Annotated in this window: 13 protein-coding genes; 5 read left to right on the plus strand and 8 right to left on the minus strand. The window is 72.8% G+C overall.

From position 1 onward, the window contains the following. Positions 1-269 precede the first annotated feature (269 nt). Positions 270-626, plus strand: coding sequence for an STAS domain-containing protein (locus ACFYXU_RS17670; RefSeq protein ID WP_389458358.1), 357 nt, complete (start codon positions 270-272; stop codon positions 624-626). 121 nt (positions 627-747) lie between these two features. Here the strand turns inward: ACFYXU_RS17670 and ACFYXU_RS17675 are convergent, their stop codons facing one another. The 6 genes from ACFYXU_RS17675 to ACFYXU_RS17700 all read right to left on the minus strand — a co-directional run bounded on the left by ACFYXU_RS17675 (position 748) and on the right by ACFYXU_RS17700 (position 6,940). Then, positions 748-2,412, minus strand: coding sequence for a SpoIIE family protein phosphatase (locus ACFYXU_RS17675; RefSeq protein WP_389405613.1), 1,665 nt, complete (start codon positions 2,410-2,412; stop codon positions 748-750). 11 nt (positions 2,413-2,423) lie between these two features. Then, positions 2,424-3,908: an ATP-binding protein gene (locus ACFYXU_RS17680; RefSeq protein WP_389458360.1), complete on the minus strand. Its 1,485-nt coding sequence runs from the start codon at positions 3,906-3,908 to the stop codon at positions 2,424-2,426. Between the two features lie 347 nt (positions 3,909-4,255). Continuing rightward, the gene (locus ACFYXU_RS17685; RefSeq protein ID WP_389458362.1) at positions 4,256-5,305 is read right to left on the minus strand and encodes an ATP-binding SpoIIE family protein phosphatase; all 1,050 of its coding nucleotides are present in this window, start codon (positions 5,303-5,305) and stop codon (positions 4,256-4,258) included. After that, the gene (locus ACFYXU_RS17690; RefSeq protein ID WP_329857430.1) at positions 5,302-5,724 is read right to left on the minus strand and encodes an ATP-binding protein; all 423 of its coding nucleotides are present in this window, start codon (positions 5,722-5,724) and stop codon (positions 5,302-5,304) included. Before ACFYXU_RS17690 ends, ACFYXU_RS17685 begins: the two co-directional genes overlap by 4 nt. Next, positions 5,721-6,098: an STAS domain-containing protein gene (locus ACFYXU_RS17695; protein WP_329857429.1), complete on the minus strand. Its 378-nt coding sequence runs from the start codon at positions 6,096-6,098 to the stop codon at positions 5,721-5,723. Before ACFYXU_RS17695 ends, ACFYXU_RS17690 begins: the two co-directional genes overlap by 4 nt. Further along, positions 6,095-6,940: an STAS domain-containing protein gene (locus tag ACFYXU_RS17700; protein ID WP_376510729.1), complete on the minus strand. Its 846-nt coding sequence runs from the start codon at positions 6,938-6,940 to the stop codon at positions 6,095-6,097. Before ACFYXU_RS17700 ends, ACFYXU_RS17695 begins: the two co-directional genes overlap by 4 nt. A gap of 347 nt (positions 6,941-7,287) precedes the next feature. Here ACFYXU_RS17700 and ACFYXU_RS17705 point away from each other — a divergent pair, with 347 nt between their 5' ends. After that, positions 7,288-7,746 carry an ATP-binding protein gene (locus tag ACFYXU_RS17705; protein WP_389405610.1) on the plus strand — a complete coding sequence of 153 codons (459 nt, stop codon included), beginning with the start codon at positions 7,288-7,290 and terminating at the stop codon, positions 7,744-7,746. 306 nt (positions 7,747-8,052) lie between these two features. Then, positions 8,053-9,408, plus strand: coding sequence for an NAD(P)/FAD-dependent oxidoreductase (locus ACFYXU_RS17710; protein ID WP_389458364.1), 1,356 nt, complete (start codon positions 8,053-8,055; stop codon positions 9,406-9,408). Positions 9,409-9,576: 168 nt separating this feature from the next. On the opposite strand, the gene ACFYXU_RS17715 is transcribed toward ACFYXU_RS17710, so the two are convergent. Both ACFYXU_RS17715 and ACFYXU_RS17720 read right to left on the minus strand, forming a co-directional pair. Continuing rightward, positions 9,577-9,750 carry a CsbD family protein gene (locus tag ACFYXU_RS17715; RefSeq protein WP_389405609.1) on the minus strand — a complete coding sequence of 58 codons (174 nt, stop codon included), beginning with the start codon at positions 9,748-9,750 and terminating at the stop codon, positions 9,577-9,579. 190 nt (positions 9,751-9,940) lie between these two features. Further along, positions 9,941-14,011, minus strand: coding sequence for a CHAT domain-containing protein (locus ACFYXU_RS17720; protein WP_389458366.1), 4,071 nt, complete (start codon positions 14,009-14,011; stop codon positions 9,941-9,943). A 445-nt stretch (positions 14,012-14,456) separates the two neighbouring features. Between ACFYXU_RS17720 and ACFYXU_RS17725 the strand changes: the two genes are divergently transcribed. Together ACFYXU_RS17725 and ACFYXU_RS17730 are read left to right on the plus strand one after the other, a co-directional pair. Beyond that, positions 14,457-14,873, plus strand: coding sequence for a hypothetical protein (locus ACFYXU_RS17725; protein WP_389405607.1), 417 nt, complete (start codon positions 14,457-14,459; stop codon positions 14,871-14,873). Continuing rightward, entirely contained in the window at positions 14,870-15,757 is an 888-nt protein-coding gene (locus ACFYXU_RS17730; RefSeq protein WP_389458368.1) for a hypothetical protein, read from the plus strand. The genes ACFYXU_RS17725 and ACFYXU_RS17730 overlap by 4 nt, the downstream gene beginning before the upstream one ends. Positions 15,758-15,774: the final 17 nt, after the last annotated feature.

Genomic DNA, 15,774 nt, shown 5'->3' on the forward strand with positions numbered 1-15,774 from the left:
CCACCTCCTGTGCGAGCCGGCGCGCGGCGCGTGCCCGAGGTCGTGGTCGTCACGGCCGCCATGTGGTCCGCCCGGCCGCGCCGCCGGAACCCCGCTCCGCGCACTGCGGGGGCTCGGTGCCGCGAGACCTTCGCCTGATCCGTAGGATAAGTCTGCAATTGCACAGGCCGGTGCGGGTAGGCGCTTCGCGTAGGGGGTGTTTCCCGCCCGCCACGCGGGCGACGCCCCACCCGCGCCGTCCGTACGCCCTGAGCCGCACAGGAGATCCGGTGACCGACCACGCCCTCACCGTCCGCCCTCAGCATGACGCCTCGGGCGCCCGCGTCCTCGTCGTGCGTGGTGATCTCGACTACCACTCGGCTCCTGTCCTCTCCGGCGCCCTCGAGGAGCAGGGATTCGCTCCCGGCGCACGGTACGTGATCGATCTCAGCGGGTTGAAGTACTGCGATTCCACCGGCATCACCGTCATGGTGACGGCGTACCAGCGGGCGAGCGCCGCCGGCAGCCGCCTGGAGCTCGCCGGAGTGGGTGACGACCTGGCGCGCGTCTTCCGCATCATGGGCCTGGACCAGGTCTTCACCTTCGCGCCCGCCGTGGCGGAGGCGCTCGGCGAGCCCGGCGCCTGAGCACGACGCGCGACCCGTCCGAGCCGGACCGGCCGCTCAGCCCGACCCACCGGCCCGTGGGGCCCGTGGGCCCGGCACACCGGCCGCTCAGCCCGGCCCGCCGGCCCGGCCCACCGGCCACTCAGCCCTGCGCACCGGTCAGGTGCGCCGCCATGAGGGCGACATCGTCCTCACCGTCGGGAGGGAAGGCCGCCAGCAGGCCGTCGCACATCTTCTCGACGTCGTTCGGAAGGTCGCGCAGGACGTCGGCCATGCGGCCCAGGGAATCCTCGATGTCCTCGTGACGACGCTCGATCAGTCCGTCCGTGGTCATGACGAGCACGCGTCCCGCCTCTCCCGGCACCTGGACGGCGGCGGGCTGCGGAAGCCCCAGGCCGAGGAGCGGGCCGTGTTCGCGTACGAAGCGGACGCTGCCGTCGGGGGAGCGGAGGAGCGGGGGCAGGTGTCCCGCGTTGGAGACGTGCAGCGTCCCGGTGGCCGCGTCGACGAAGACGATGCAGAGGGTGAGCGTGAGGCTCGCCTGCACCGCGCCGAGCAGGTTCTCCACCCTCTCCAGGATCCCCTGCGGTGAGTGACCCTCGATCGCGTAGGCACGCAGGGCGTGGCGGACCTGCCCCATCAGCATCGCCGCGTCCAGGGAATGGCCCGCGACGTCACCGACGGCCAACAGCAGCCCGCCGGGTGTCGGGAGGGCCTCGTAGAAGTCGCCGCCGATCTCGGTGTGCTCGCTGGCGGGCAGGTAGCGCACCGCGAGTTCGGCCAGGTCCGACCGGGGCAGGGTGTCGGGCAGGAAACTCCGCTGGAGCGTCAGCGCCAGGTCGTGCTCCTCGGTGTAGCTGCGCAGGGCCTCCAGGGCGAGGGCGCACGCCTGCGCGAGCTGGGTGAGGAGCTGGGTGTCGTCAGGCGTCGCGACGGCACCGGCGGGCACCACCAGCCAGACCGGGGGTCGTCCCGGCTTCGCGCGCGCCGCCGCCACGGCGAGCCCGCCTTCCGCTGCCTGAGGGGCGGGGAAGCCGGGCCAGCCGCCGGCGCCCGTGGTGAACACGTGCGAGCCGGTACGGTCGCCGAACGCCTTGTACAGCGCGAGCACGCGGGGGTCCATCGGCGCACCGGAGGCCGGATCCTCGTGCGCGGACCCCTCGGCGTCGGTGGCATCCCGTGAGGAGCCGCCGCCCCTCCCGGTGGCCGAGATCGGGTCGCCGTGCGGGGACACGAGAGCCGCCACGGCGGTCGTGCCCAGCACGATCGCGGCGCCCTGCGCCGCCGCCCGGGCGACGTCGGCCGCGTCCTCCGCGCTGTAGAGCAGCAGGGTGGCCTTGTTGAGGTGGAGCAGACGGTCGGCGAGGCGTTCGGCACGGCGGCGCGCGCGGGCGTAGCGCAAGGTGGCCCCGACCGTCGCGAGGAGTTCGTCGGGCGCTATGGGCTCGGTCAGGTAGGCGTCGGCGCCGCGGTTGAGGCCCTGGGTCCGGTCGGTGGCGGTGATCGCGGACGCCGACACGTGGATGACGGGCAGCGCCGCGGTCGCCGGATCCCCCTTGATCCGCTCGCACACGTCGAACCCGGTCATGTCGGGCAGCCGGACGTCGACGATGGTCACCTCGGGCAGGACGCCGCAGGTCTGGAGCATCGCGAGGGCCTGGGTGCCGTCCTCGGCCTCGATGACGTCGTGACCCGCGCGGGAGAGGGTCGTTCTCAGCACGTATCGGTTGGTCGGGTTGTCGTCCACGATGAGAACGGTCGCGGCCGAGTTGTCCGAGTTGTCCGGACCGGACGGGGCGGGGATCACGCGGTGGTCTTTCATCTCTCAGGGGCGCCGTCGTCCGCGACGGCGGTACGGCCGGCGGAGGACGGATCGAGGCCCAGGGCCAGCAGGATGCGCTCGCGCGTCAGATGCGTCTTGCTCAGTACGGACCGCGCGTGGGTGAGCCGGGTGCGGTCCACCTCGCTCGGATCGCTCGACGTCAGTACGACGACGGGGACACGGGCGGTCAGCGGGTCCCGGGCGAGCGCGGTCAGCAGCGCGTAACCGTCCGGCGCGGGCATCACGAGGTCGACCAGGATCGCGTCCGGGGGACGGCTGCGCACGGCATCGAGCACGCGCGAGCTGACCGTGATCTCGGTGAGGTCGTCGGTCAGGCCCGTCAGCGTCGGGCGCAACAGGTCGAGGAAGGTCGTGTCGTCGTCCACGACGAGCAGCGAACCCAGACGCGCGGGCGCCCCAGCGCCCCTCCCGTCCGGGCCGTCCCGCTCCTCCGCCTCGGCGGCCGGCGCGTCGAGCCGAGCCGGAATCTCCACACGGACGGCGGTCCCCTCGCCGGGAGTGCTGCTGAGGGTGAGCGTTCCTCCCAGGATCGAGGTCAGCTTACGCGCGTAGGGCAGCCCCAGGCCCGTTCCCGACTGGCCCCGCTGATGCGTCCCCCGCACCTGGTAGAACTCCTCGAAGACCCGCTCCTGCTGATCCGGGGCGATGCCGATTCCGGTGTCGGTCGTCAGGAAGACGAGCCAGGACCGCCCGTCCCGCTCCGCCGTCTCCACGGTGAGCCGGACCTCTCCCGAGGTGGTGAACTTCAAGCCGTTGGACAGCACGTTGCGCAGGACCCGGGTGAGCATGACCTCGTCGGTGACCAGGTGCGGGGCGTCCGCCAGATCGGGGATGTCGAGACGTACGTCCTCGTGCGTCATCCCCCGGAGCGTTCCCCGGAGCTGATGCAGCACGGTCCGCAGGTCCGTGTCCGTCGCCGAGGGCTCCAGGCGTCCCGACTCGGCCTTGGCGACGTCGAGCAGCTCCTCGACGAGCGCCAGCAGCGTGCTGCCGGAGCCGGCGATGAGCGAGAGCTGCTGACGCTGTTCCTCGGTCGTGGGATCGGCGTCGGGCGCCAGGAGGAGACGCGCCAGCGCGATGACGGAATTGACCGGGGAACGCAGCTCGTGGCTCACGTTGGCCCAGAACCTCGTCTTCGCCTCGCTGGCCAGCCGCAACTGACGCGACTTGTCCTCGAGCTCGGCGTAGAGCGCGACGACGCCCGTGTTCGTCTCCTCCAGCTCGGCGGACAGCTCGCTGTAGAGGGCGACCACACCCTTGTTGGTCTCCTCCAGCTCCGCGTTGAGCCGCTGAAGTTCCTCCCTCTGCGTCCGGGCTTCCTCCAGGGCGTCGAGGAGCTGCCGGTTCTGCGACCGCAGCTCCTCGGTCACGCTGAACTCGGCCGGACCGTGCAGCTGTGCACGGATCCGGTCCAGACGCTGTTGCGTGAGGTCCTGTGAGGAAGGCAGCCGCTGTCCCACCGTCAGAGTGTGTCCTTCCCCCGAAGCGGTGTACGAGCTGTGGTCGAGCAGCCGCTCCGCGGCTCGTACCGTCGCGGCGTCGGGCCGGCGTCCGCCGGACCACCCGAAGCAGGCCAGGAGGTGCGGTGCCTCCCCGTGGTGGGGCGAAGCCGCCCGCAGCCGGACGCGAAAGTCCGGAGACCCCAGGAGATCACGTGCCACCTCACTCAGTACGGTCACCACACGGACCCGTTCGTGCCCCTCCAGTCCCAGGGCCCTGCTCAGCAGCTGTCCTTGTCGCCGGAGTTCAAACACATCCTTGTCGTCGCGCAGCATGCAGGAGCCGAATTCGTACGCCTCCACCGGTCTCACGAAGCGACCGCCCGGGCGACGACGATACCGGCGTCGTCCCGCCGCACGCCCGCCTGGCCGAGGAGGTGCCCGGCGATGACCGCCGGTCGTCTTCGGAACAGACCGGGGAAGTCGGCCGGCGACCAGCGGTCGCTCAGCCCGTCGGTGTGGAGGACGAGGACCGAGCTCGGATCCAGCTGCCCTTGGAACGTCCTCAGTTTCGGCATCTGGTGACCGACGATGCCCGGCAGCGACAGCAGGGCGTGCCGCTTGTCACCCCTGACGACGCACACGTTGATGTTTCCCACGCCACAGCTCTCGACGATGCCCCGGGAGAAGTCGGCACAGGCCACCGAGACCGCCGCCCCGCGGGTGCCCTTCAGCTGGAGATGCAGGGCCCGCAGGATCTCCTCCGGCGAACGGTGAGCGTTCGCCCGGAACGCGGCCCTGGCCCGCTCGCTCGCCAAGGCCGCCAAGGGGCCGTGCCCGAGACCGTCGCACAGCATCGCGGTGACGACGAGCCCACCCTCGCGCATCTCGGTACGCGCGGACCAGCCGTCCCCGCACACCGACTCCCCGCTGATCGGCCGCGTCAGACCCGCCACGGCCGGTTCGGCCACCGCCGCCTCGTCGCCCCGCCCCGACCAGAAGCGGGCCAGCAGCGCGGTGCCGCTGCCCGGCACCGAGTACACGTCGAACGTGTCGGCGCTGCGCGCGATGGCGCCCATGCCCACGCCGAGGGTGCCGCTGCTCGACACGCCGTCCACCAGCGCGCTGCGCAGATCCTGAATGCCCGGACCGCTGTCGAGGGACAGCAGTTCGACGGCGGCACGGTCCGGCAGGGTCACGACCCGCAGCGCGAGAGCACCGTCCCGGGCGTGCTTCTCCAGATTGGTGGCGGCCTCCGTCACCGCAAGCTCCACCTCCGCGACACGACTCGCGGACATGCCCACGCGATGCGCCAGACGCGCCGCCTCGCGCCGGGCCACCGGCCCCAGGGCCGTGTCCAGACGCAGCCAGACGACATCCTCCGCCTCGACGGTGGCACCGACGTCAGGCGGGTTCACCGCGCCCACTTCAGAACCGTCACCGTGGTACCGACACCCGGCTCCGACACGAGATCGAACTCGTCGACCAGCCGGCGCGCCCCACTGAGCCCCAGGCCCATACCGCTGCCCGAGGTCCAGCCGTCGGTGAGGGCCAGCTCCACGTCGTCGATACCGGGACCGGCGTCCACGAAACGCACCCACACCCCGACCCGCGCCATGTCACGGACGACTGCCGCGTGAGCGTGGCCGCCCCCGCCGTAGATGAGCGTGTTGCGGCCGAGCTCACTGGCCGCGGTGACCAGCTTGGTCTGGTTGACGAGCGACAGACCGGCCTGCTGCGCCAGCACGCGCACGGTCTGACGCGCCTTGACGACGTCGCCGCTCGCCTGGATCGGCACTTCTTCCCGGGAGGCCTCGTCGGCCGGATACTCTCTCACCGGCTCGCCGGTCGTGACGCCTGACTGCGCCGCAGATAGCCCAGGCCCAGCTCCAGGTTCAGAGCCGTCCGGACACCCTTGAGGGACAGACCGAGCTCCACCAGCGTCATGGCGACCGCGGGGCGCATGCCCACGACGACCGTCTCCGCCCCCAGCACGCGGGAGATCGCGGCGGTGGTGGCCAGCATGCGGCCGACGAAGGAGTCGACGATCTCCAGGGCCGAGATGTCGATGATCACCCCGCGCGCGGAGTGGGTGACGATCTGCTGGGACAGATCGTCCTGCAGATCCAGGACCATCTGGTCCTCGAGATCGATCTGGATCGAGACGAGGAGGACGTCGCCGATCTTCAGGACGGGTACCCGGTCGCTCACAGCAGGCCTTCTGCCCGGACCACGGCAGCCTTGTCGATCTCCACGAGAGCGTGACGCAGGGCGTCCGCCAGCGTGGCCTTGGTGGGAATGTCGCCGAACTCGATCCCGAGCCCCACGATCGTCTGCGCGATCTGCGGCCGGATCCCCGAGATCACGCACTCCGCGCCCATCATGCGAGCGGCCACGACGGTCTTGAGGAGGTGCTGCGCCACCTGGGTGTCGACGGCGGGAACACCGGTGATGTCGATGATCGCGTGAGCGGAGTTGGAGTCCAGCAGGGCCTGGAGCAGCTTCTCCATGACCACCTGGGTGCGGGCGGAGTCCAGGGTGCCCACGAGCGGCACACCCACCACGCCGTCCCACAGCTTCACCACCGGAGTGGACAGCTCCAGCAGCTGCTGCGACTGCGCGGAGATGATCTCCTCACGCGTCCGCGCGTACTCCTCCATGGTGAAGAGGCCCAGATCGTCCAGCAGCCGCGCGAACTCCAGGTACGCCCGTACGTCCTCGATGGAACCGCTGAGCAGGGACTCCACGACCCCCTTCAGGGAGAACACGCTCACCGCGGTCTCGGACGGGGTGAAGCCCTGCCGGGCCCGGTTGCGCGAAAGTTCCACGAGCAGGCTGCGCACGACCGTGTAGCCCTCGCCCCGACCGGAGAACCCCCCGGTCGCCAGGGCTTCGCTGATCGCGTCGTACAGCTCGCCCAGCTCACGGCCGAGTTCCACGATGCTCAGACGCCCGTGGAGTGAGCGAGCGACGTGCTCCTCCCACTGAGCGATCAGCTCGGCACGTTGCGACGACATCAGATCCAGCAGTCGCTTCGCGTTCCCGCTGTCCATGCCGGCTCCCCTCCCCATCTCACCAAAACCCATCAAGTAGCTCCGCCGACAATACGGCACCGAAAGCGCTGCTGAGAGGGCACGTCCATCTCTTCCTGAGGGCGTCCGGCGTCCACCCCGAAGCCCATGCCTTCACAGCCCCTCCACAATCCGAGCAGCCGCCGCCTACCCTCGGACGCGGCCGTGATTCCACGACACGCGGGATGAACGCGGTGTGCCCTCGTGCCCTCGGTCCTGCCGAACGGCCCCACAGGTCGAAGAAATCAGAATCACGCCAAGGTGTGAGAGCCCGAGACCGGGGTATGCGACCGCCCGGACAAGGACGAGCGCAGGGCGAAAGGGACCGAATGGAGCTGGTGACAGGGGTTGCGGAGCGTTCCGCGACCGAGGTCGTGTCGGTGTCCGCCCTCTTCGAGGGCAGCGAGGACATCGCCGCCGCCCGAGGTCTGGCAGGCGCCTTCCTCACCGACGCGCAGGCCGTGCACGGGCTTCCGGTGTCGCAGCGGGCGAGCGACGTGGTCGAGCTGGTGGTCAGCGAGCTGGTCACCAACGCCCGCAAGTACGCGCCCGGACCCTGCCTGCTGACCCTGGAGATCGCCGGCGGTGCGGTCGAGGTGACGGTCTGGGACAGCAGCCCCACCCTGCCGGTGCTCCTCGGTCCCGATCCGACCCGGATCGGCCGCCACGGGCTGGAGATCGTCATGGCGCTCGCCGAGAGCTTCTCCCTCCACCGCGAACCGGTCGGCAAGCGCATCGTCACGACCATCGCGCTCGCCGACACCACCGAGGACGTCCGCGCCCTCTGACGGGGCGGGGAAACCGCTCCTCAGGGCGGGGAGCCGCCCCGCTCCTCCGTTCAGCGGTCCCAGTGCCCTGGCGCACGGAGGACGGGTTCTCGGCTGCGGAAGGGCTCCGGCACGCACGGTCGCGCAGACCGGCAGCGAGCACAGAGCGGGCCGACGCGCGCTCCTACGACAAGCATCACCCTCCCGCCCGGATGCGGTGACGTCCCACACCGAAGGCGCCCACCGAGGCCGTCTCCTCCCGGTGCATGAAGCCGTCTGTCGGGGAAGGCGTACGGGGACCCGGACACCTGAGAAGGGACGGACATCATGGTGCGACCGAAGATCGTCGTCGTGGGCGCGGGCTTCGCCGGAGTGGCATGCGTACGCCGGCTGGAACGGACCCTGTCGCCAGGGGAGGCGGAGATCCTGCTGGTCACGCCGTTCTCCTACCAGCTCTACCTGCCTCTGCTGCCGCAGGTGGCCTCCGGGGTGCTCACCCCCCAGTCCGTCGCGGTCTCCCTGCGCCGCAGTCAGCGCCACCGCACCCGCATCGTGCCCGGTGGGGCCATCGGCATCGACACCCAGGCCAAGGTCTGCGTCATCCGGAAGATCACCGGGGAGACGGTGGACCAGCCGTACGACCACCTGGTGCTCGCCCCGGGCAGCGTGACGCGCACCTTCGACATTCCCGGCCTGCTGGAGCACGGCCGGGGGATGAAGACGCTGGCCGAAGCGGCCCATCTGCGCGACCACGTGATCGCCCAGCTCGACCTGGCCGACGCCGCCGCGCCCGGCTCGCCGGAACGGACTTCCCGTCTCGGTTTCGTCGTGGTGGGCGGCGGCTACGCGGGAACCGAGACCGCTGCCTCCCTGGAACGGCTCACCGCCAACGCCGTCACCCGCTACCCCCGACTGGAACGACGCGAGATCAGCTGGCACCTCGTGGACCTGGCTCCGAAACTGATGCCCGAGCTCGGGGACCGGCTGGGCCAGGCCGCTCTCGACGTGCTGCGCGGCCGAGGCATCGAGGTCTCGCTCGGCACGTCCGTGGCGAAGGCGGACGCCGAGGCGGTCACCCTCACCGACGGGCGCGTCCTGCCCTGCCGCACGCTCATCTGGACGGCCGGTGTCGCCGCCAGCCCGCTCGTCGCCACGCTGGGCGCCGAGACGGCGAAGAGCGGTCGGCTCGTCGTGTCCCCTGACCTGAGGGTGCCGGGGGCGGACGGTCTGCTCGCGCTCGGCGACGCGGCAGCCGTACCCGATCTCGCCGCCGACGGGACCGGTGCGGTGTGTCCTCCGACGGCACAGCACGCGGAGCGCCAGGGCCGGGTCGCCGCCGACAACGTGGTCGCCGCGCTACGCGGGACGCCACTGCGTCGGTACGTCCACAAGGACCTGGGTCTGGTCGTGGACCTCGGCGGCCGCGACGGTGTCTCGCGCCCCCTGGGCATCGACCTCCGCGGAATGCCGGCGCAGGCGGTGGCCCGCGGCTACCACTGGGCGGCGCTGCGTACGGGGGCCGCGAAGACCCGGGTGATGACGAACTGGCTCCTGAACGCCGTGGCGGGCGACGACTTCGTCCGCACCGGGTTCCAGACGTACAAGCCGGGGACGCTGCGCGACTTCGAGTACGGGGACCAGTACCTCACCCCGGAGGAGGTACGAGCCCGCGCACCCCGATGAGCGGGCACGCCCACCAGGAGCGTGAGCGGCGGCGCCGGGCCCACCTGGGCCCGGCGCCGCCGCGTCCCGCGGCCTCAGGTCGCGTCACGTCCACACGTCTGGGCCCCGGACATGGCTGGGCCCCCGACCCGGGGGACGGGGGCGGGGGCCCGGAGGTGCCGCGGCCGATCAGTGCCGGAAGGTGTCCTTGATGTCTTCCTTGGCGTGACGAGCGTTGCCCTTGGCCTGGTCGGCCTGGCCCTCGGCGGTCATCCGCTCGTTGCCGACGGCGCGTCCGACGGTCTCCTTGGCCTTGCCCTTGGCCTGTTCGAGGTGCGCCTTGGTCTTCTCGGTGCCCGACATGGGGACCTCCTCGTGTGTTGCCGGATTTGGTCGTGACCCTCACGTGCTCCCGATCGGCACGGGTAAACATCCGTCGTCGAGACGGCCGGCCGCGCTGCCGATCCGGGCGGTCGGACCGGCCTCGCTGCCGGTCCGACCGCCCCGGGACAGCGCCGCCGCCACGAGCCGGGGGAGGGCTCCCGGGGTCGGCTCAGGGGCCCACATGTACGTGGTTCGCCCAGAGCAGCGGGTTCATCGGGTAGGCCCCGCGCTTGCGCAGGAGGGCGTCGCGGAGCGCGAACGCCGCTCTGGAGAGGTCGAGTACGCCGTCCGGGCCCGTCATGTTCCGGTAGAGGTCCTCGGCGATCTGGCTCTCGGCCAGGTCGGTGACCGGCCACAGGGTGCCGACGACATGACGGAACCCGGCCCGGTGGAACGCGGTGGTCAGGTTCGTCGACTCCTCGGGCGCGATCGCGTACGGGTGGCCCGTGCCGCACGCCGTCAGGACGGCCAGCTCGCCCACGACCGGGTGCCGCTGGACGTCCGCCACCGACAGCCGCGCCGTCCCGGACGGTCCGGCGAGGACGAGGTGACCGGTGGAGGGGTCGTCGGAACTGCCGACCGCGTGACAGGCGAAGTGGACGATGTCGTGGGTGCCGAGCGCGTGGAGCACGGTGGCGGGCGACGCGTCGTCCGTGAGCACCGTGGGCCCGGGCAGCAGGGGCACCAGGCACCGTGTCCGTTCCCCGAGGTGCTCCAACGCGACCGCTCCGGCGGGTGCGTCGACCAGGACCACGAGGCTGGTCCGCGGCGCCGCGTGCGGCCGGGCGGCCGCCTTCCGTGCGGCGACGAGGTCGGAGGGTTCGGTGACGACCGAGGAGACGGTCAGGTCGAGCAGGCCGCCTGCCCCGCCGTCGCGCCCGGCCGGCCCTGCGGCGTGCAGGGGGAGAACGGACATGGGCCCCGTGGTGCACCACCAGACCCGCCGGGGCCCGACGGCGGGACCGTAGCCGGTCTCCACGGCATCGAGGACCGGCTTCGCCACCCGGTCCCAGAGCCACACGAGGTTGTTCTCGACTGCCCGCCAAGCGCGGCGCAGGGACCCGAGGGTGGCGTCCGGGTCGTACGCGTCCCTGAGCGCCTCGGAGAGCCGGCTGGCCTGAAGGGCGCACGCGGCGAACCCCGCGTCCAGCGGCACCCGGGTGACCAGCGGCCGGCCCTGGCGGTTGCCGACGATGAGAGCGTCGCTGCCGACCCGCGAGACGTTGACGGCGACGAACACACCGGTGCCGACGGCATCCGCGACGGCGGAGAGGAGGTCGGGGCCGGTCGGGGAGGCGGGGAGGGCATCGCCGGCATGCCCCGCCAGCAGACCGGTCAGCACTCCCCGGCTCTCGTCGAGCAGCCGCAGCGCGGCCGGAAGGTTCCCCGCGCGGATGGCAGCCGATACGGCGTCGGGGCCGACGGAGTTCAGCGCCTGGAGGCCCAGTTCCCTGTCGCGGTCCTGATCCCGGGTCCGCGCGATCACGGGCAGCAGGCTGACCGCCTCCGTCAGGTGCGCCAGGGCCTCCGCGGGTCGGCCGTCGGTGGCCAGGAGCCGTCCCAGACGCTGGTGGATCATGGCACGGAGCTCGAGACCGGGAGCGACCTCGAGGGCTTCCTCGAACCGGTCCACGGCAGCCCCGGTCTCACCGCAGTGGCCCAGGGCCCAGGCGTGCTGGGCGAGCGCGGAGGCCAGCAGGCTCCGCTCGTCGGGAAGGCCCTCGGCGATCCGCACCAGGGCGAGACCCTCGGCCGCGTACGACTCGCCCTCCGTCGGCCGGTCCGCTTCGACGAGGGCCCGGGCGTGGAGCGACAGACCGTGGGCCAGCTCGCGGACGTCCGCCGCGCCGGGCCGGGACCTCCGGAGCTCCACGACGCGGAGCGCCGGAACGACGGCCTCGGCCGGCCGCTCCATGAGGAGGAGCCGGTCGGCGAGGGACGCCAGGACGGCGGAGTGGAGGCCGGCCGGACCGGCCTGACCGGAACGCTCGGCGGATCGCCACGCGTCGACGGCTCGTTCGGCCGTCGCGAGAGCCTCCGCCGGCTTCCAGTGCGCGGCCTGGACGTCGGAGAGGTTCCGCAGGGCAAGGGCGAGGCTCACCCCGTGGGCGGCGGGACTTCGCCGGGCCGCGTCCTCCAACAGGTCGGCTCCTTCCTGCGCGGGTGACAGGGCCTCGCTCCAGCGGCCGCGCCGCCGCAGCAGGAAGCCGAGGCTCGCCAGCGCCGACGCCAGCCGGACCGACTGGGGACCCTCTCCTACCGCGCGGTAGAGCTCGACGCAGCGGGTCTGACGCTCGATCGCAGCGTCCGGATCGTCGTCGCACAGACCTCCGGCGGCTTCCTCGTGCGCCTGGGCGAGCAGCGGCAGCCAGAGCGCCGAGCGGTCCGGGAAGTCCCGTGCCAACGCGTCGAAGACGACGAGGGCGGCGTCGGCCGTCCGGACGGCTTCCGCGCGGACGGCACGCCTCCGCAGCGCGTGCGGACGGAGTTCCGCGCCGCGCACGCCCGGAGACACTCCGCCCTCTCCCCACTGCGTCTCTCGGCCCGCAGCGTCCTCGGCCATGGGCGCGCCCCTCCCCGGGGCCACCGGCCGGTCCGCGATCCGCCGGAGGGCCTCCGCGCGCGCCAGCCGGCAGAGGCCGAGGACCCGGCGGGCGGACAGGCCGGGGCGGGGGAGCGCGGCGCAGAGCTCCGCACCGCGTTCCGCGAGCACGGCGGCGCGCTCCACGTCCCCCGTCCGCGCCGAAGCGTCCGCGAGATGCCGGTAGGTCTCGGCAGCGGCCACCAGCCGGGGTTCCGGCAGGTCGCGCCGAGCCGACTCCACGGTCTCCCGCCGCGCCCGCGCCAGATCAACCAGCGGCCCCACGTCCTCCGCCGACACCACGGGAGCGAGGTGAGCGGCGACACGGGCCAGCAGCAGGGCGAACGCGCCCGGACGGACGAAGGACTCCGCCCCGACCTCCCGTACGACCGCCAGCGCGGCCCGGGCACACGCGCCGGCTTCCGCGAGCTCGTGCACCGCCCGGTGGGCGTCGGCCTGGTCCACCAGGAGTTCGGCCAGAAGGAGTTCGACCACGAGGGGGCGCGCCGCCGCCCGGTCACCGGCTGTCCTGGAGAGGTCGAGGACGGCCTCTCGTACGGTGGACAGCGCCGTGCCGTGGTCGCCTAGGTCCGCCGCACAGCGCGCCAGCACCGCCCGCGCCCCCGCGAGGGCGACCGCGCGCTCCTGGTCCGGCGCCGCCTCCCCGGGACCTCCCACCCCAGGAGGCTCCTCGGCCGACGTCCCCTCCTCCGGCGTCAGGAGCCGGACGGCGCGGGCCGCCTTCGCCCGCGCCTCCACCGCCGTCCCCTGTCCGTGCGCACCGAGACACACGGCCAGCACCGTCAGCGCACGGGCGAGGTCCCGCGCCGCGGCGGTCCCCGCGACGGCTGCCTCCGACAAGGCCGCGGCTCGGTTCGCCGCGGACGCGGTCGCCGCGTACGCGCCCGCGTCGAGGCGCAGTTCGGCCAGATGGGTCCAGGCCCGCGACAGGTCGGGGCCGTACCTCTCCGGATCCTCCGCGGCCAGCGCTCGACTCTCGACGAGCGCCCGCGCGGCCTGGCCGAGGGCCCGTCCGGCCTCTCCGTTCGCGGCGAGGTGCCGGGCATGCCGGGTCAGCGCCCGGGCGAGCGGGGCGCGCAACCCCGGGTCCGTCGAGACGAGGGTCCGATGGGTGTCGTCGGCGAGTCGGCGCGGGCCGTCCCGGTGGACGATCGCCTCGCGGGCCCGCACGAGGACGTCCATGGGATCGTCGACCACGTGCTCGCGTGCGCCGCCCCCTCGGACCAGCCGGATCCCGATCAGGACCGCGGCCCAGGCCGCCTCGAAGGCACCGTCGGGATCCCCGGCCCACAGACGGTGCGTGGCCGCGGTCCGCAAGGCCTCCCCCCAGGTCACGAACGCGTGGGAGCCGATGCGCCGGGCCGCGCCGGCCACCGTGTCGAGGGCCGACTCCACCTCACCGAGGACGTGCCGGGCATCAGGTCCTCCGTGTTCCGGCGGGAGCGCGGCCCGGAGCAGAGCTGCGTGGGCCAGGCTCAGGAGGACGACGACGGGCGGGGACTCCTGGTCCAGAAGCGGCCGCAGCAGCTCCACCGCCGTCGTCACGTGCGCGGGGGCGCCCCCGGAACCGTACGCGTCGAGGAGGGAGTGCACACGGTCGATCAGCTCGCCGACGGCGTGTCCGTCGGCACCCTCCAAGGCCCCCTCGCGAGGCCCGGTACCCGGAGGCGTGCCGTCATCGCTCCGGCCGAGGCGGCCGGCACTCCACAGGTCGTAGCCTCCGTCCTCGCCCGCCTGGCTCAACGACCTGGCCCGAGACAGGTGCAGTTCGACGAGGAGCCGTGCGGTGGAGGCCGGAACTCGCGTCCCGGCAGCGGCCTCCAGCCCTCGGGCGCACGTCAACAGGCGGGGATCCATGAGGAGTTCCGGCAGGTGACGGGATCGGATCAGGCTCTCCCGGATGCGGGCGAGACGCGGGTCGTCCACGCGTGCGCCCCCCGAAGCCGCCGAACCAACCGATCTTCATCGTATCTTCGGCAAACCTCTGCCGTCCGGCGATCAAGCCTGTTACACCTGAGTCCACGCACGACGGGGACGGCCCTCACAGCCCATCGCGTGCCACCGGGAAGAGACGGAGTTCCTCATGCCGCTGTCCTTACGCGACAAGACGGCGGCCTTCTGCCGCGAGACAGCGGACCCCACCCTCCGCGAACTCGCGGAAGGGTCCGGAATGGCGGACGTGTTCCAGCGCGCTCTGCTGGCTCTCCAGGACGACGCGTCCGCAGGCCCGGAGGAGGAGCGAGGCCCGCATGAGCCCACCCTGGAGGAGGATCTCGACGCGCTCGACGCCCTCGCCCGCGCCCAGTTCGGCCAGGGCTACTACCCCACGCAGGTCCTGTCCTACACCGCGCCGCCCGGCACCAGGTCCACCACCGGCGCCCACCACTGGGCCTGCCCGCACGGCAGGTGCGCGGGGCGCGGCCGGGTGCGCCCCGGGCAGCAGCCACCGCTGTGCACGGGAACCGGCGTCCCCCTGGTGTCCACGGCGGTGGAGGCGTGAACAGCCTCCTGGGCGAGTTCACCAAGAAACTGGGCGACCGCTGGGCGTCGCTGCTCGCGCTGCCCGGCCTCCTCTGGCTCGCCGCCGCGTCGGCGGCCGTGACGGCCGGACACGCTCACGCCTTCGACGTCGGTCGACTGCGGGACAGGCTCACCGCGTTCGTCGAGGATCCCGCGCACCGGGCCGCCGGAACCGCCCTGCTGCTGATCGCCGCGGTGCTGCTCGGATCGGCCGTGGTCGGACAGGCGATGAGCGCGGGCGGCCGGTTCGTCGTCTGGTGGTGGGACCGGGCCGGCGGTGGCTGGCTCTCGCCCGCGCGGTCGAGCCGCCGCCGCAGATGGACCGCACACGTCAGGATGGCGGACGCGCCCTCCGCCACGGCGGCCGACATCGCGAAGCACTCGACGCGCGCCGACCGGATCTGTGTCGTCGAACCCGACAGGCCGTTCTGGATCGGCGACCGCGTCCGCGCCATCCACGTCCGGACGCTCCGGATCTATCACCTGGACCTGACCGTCACCTGGCCGCGCCTCTGGCTCGTGCTGCCCGAGACCACTCAGACGGCCCTCGCCCGCGCGTCGGAGGCCTGGGCCGCCGCCGCACGGCTCTACGCCTGGGCGGTCCTCTACGGGCTGCTCGCCTTCGCCTGGTACCCGGCGCTCCTGGTGGCCGCCGCGATCGCGACGACGGCCCAGCTCCGGGCCCGGCGTACCACCCGCGACCTGGCGGACCTCACGGAGGCCGCGGTCGACGTCCACTACAGAGAGCTCCTGGAACTCCTCGGCCGTTCCCCCGGCGCGGGACTCGACCCGGGCCACGGCCCCGAGCTGACCGGCTGGTTCCGCCGCACCCGTTGGGACCCGGCGTCACCCCTGTACGAGTAGCCGCGCTTCGGCGTGGC

The organism is Streptomyces sp. NPDC002232 (assembly GCF_042890295.1).
Taxonomy (GTDB): domain Bacteria; phylum Actinomycetota; class Actinomycetes; order Streptomycetales; family Streptomycetaceae; genus Streptomyces.

Excerpts from the sequence above, each read along its gene's own strand:
- ACFYXU_RS17715 (WP_389405609.1), bottom strand. The coding sequence starts at position 9,750 with ATGTCGGGCACCGAGAAGACCAAGGCGCACCTCGAACAGGCCAAGGGC.
- ACFYXU_RS17700 (WP_376510729.1), bottom strand. The coding sequence starts at position 6,940 with ATGGACAGCGGGAACGCGAAGCGACTGCTGGATCTGATGTCGTCGCAA.
- ACFYXU_RS17710 (WP_389458364.1), top strand. The coding sequence starts at position 8,053 with ATGGTGCGACCGAAGATCGTCGTCGTGGGCGCGGGCTTCGCCGGAGTG.
- ACFYXU_RS17725 (WP_389405607.1), top strand. The coding sequence starts at position 14,457 with ATGCCGCTGTCCTTACGCGACAAGACGGCGGCCTTCTGCCGCGAGACA.
- ACFYXU_RS17705 (WP_389405610.1), top strand. The coding sequence starts at position 7,288 with ATGGAGCTGGTGACAGGGGTTGCGGAGCGTTCCGCGACCGAGGTCGTG.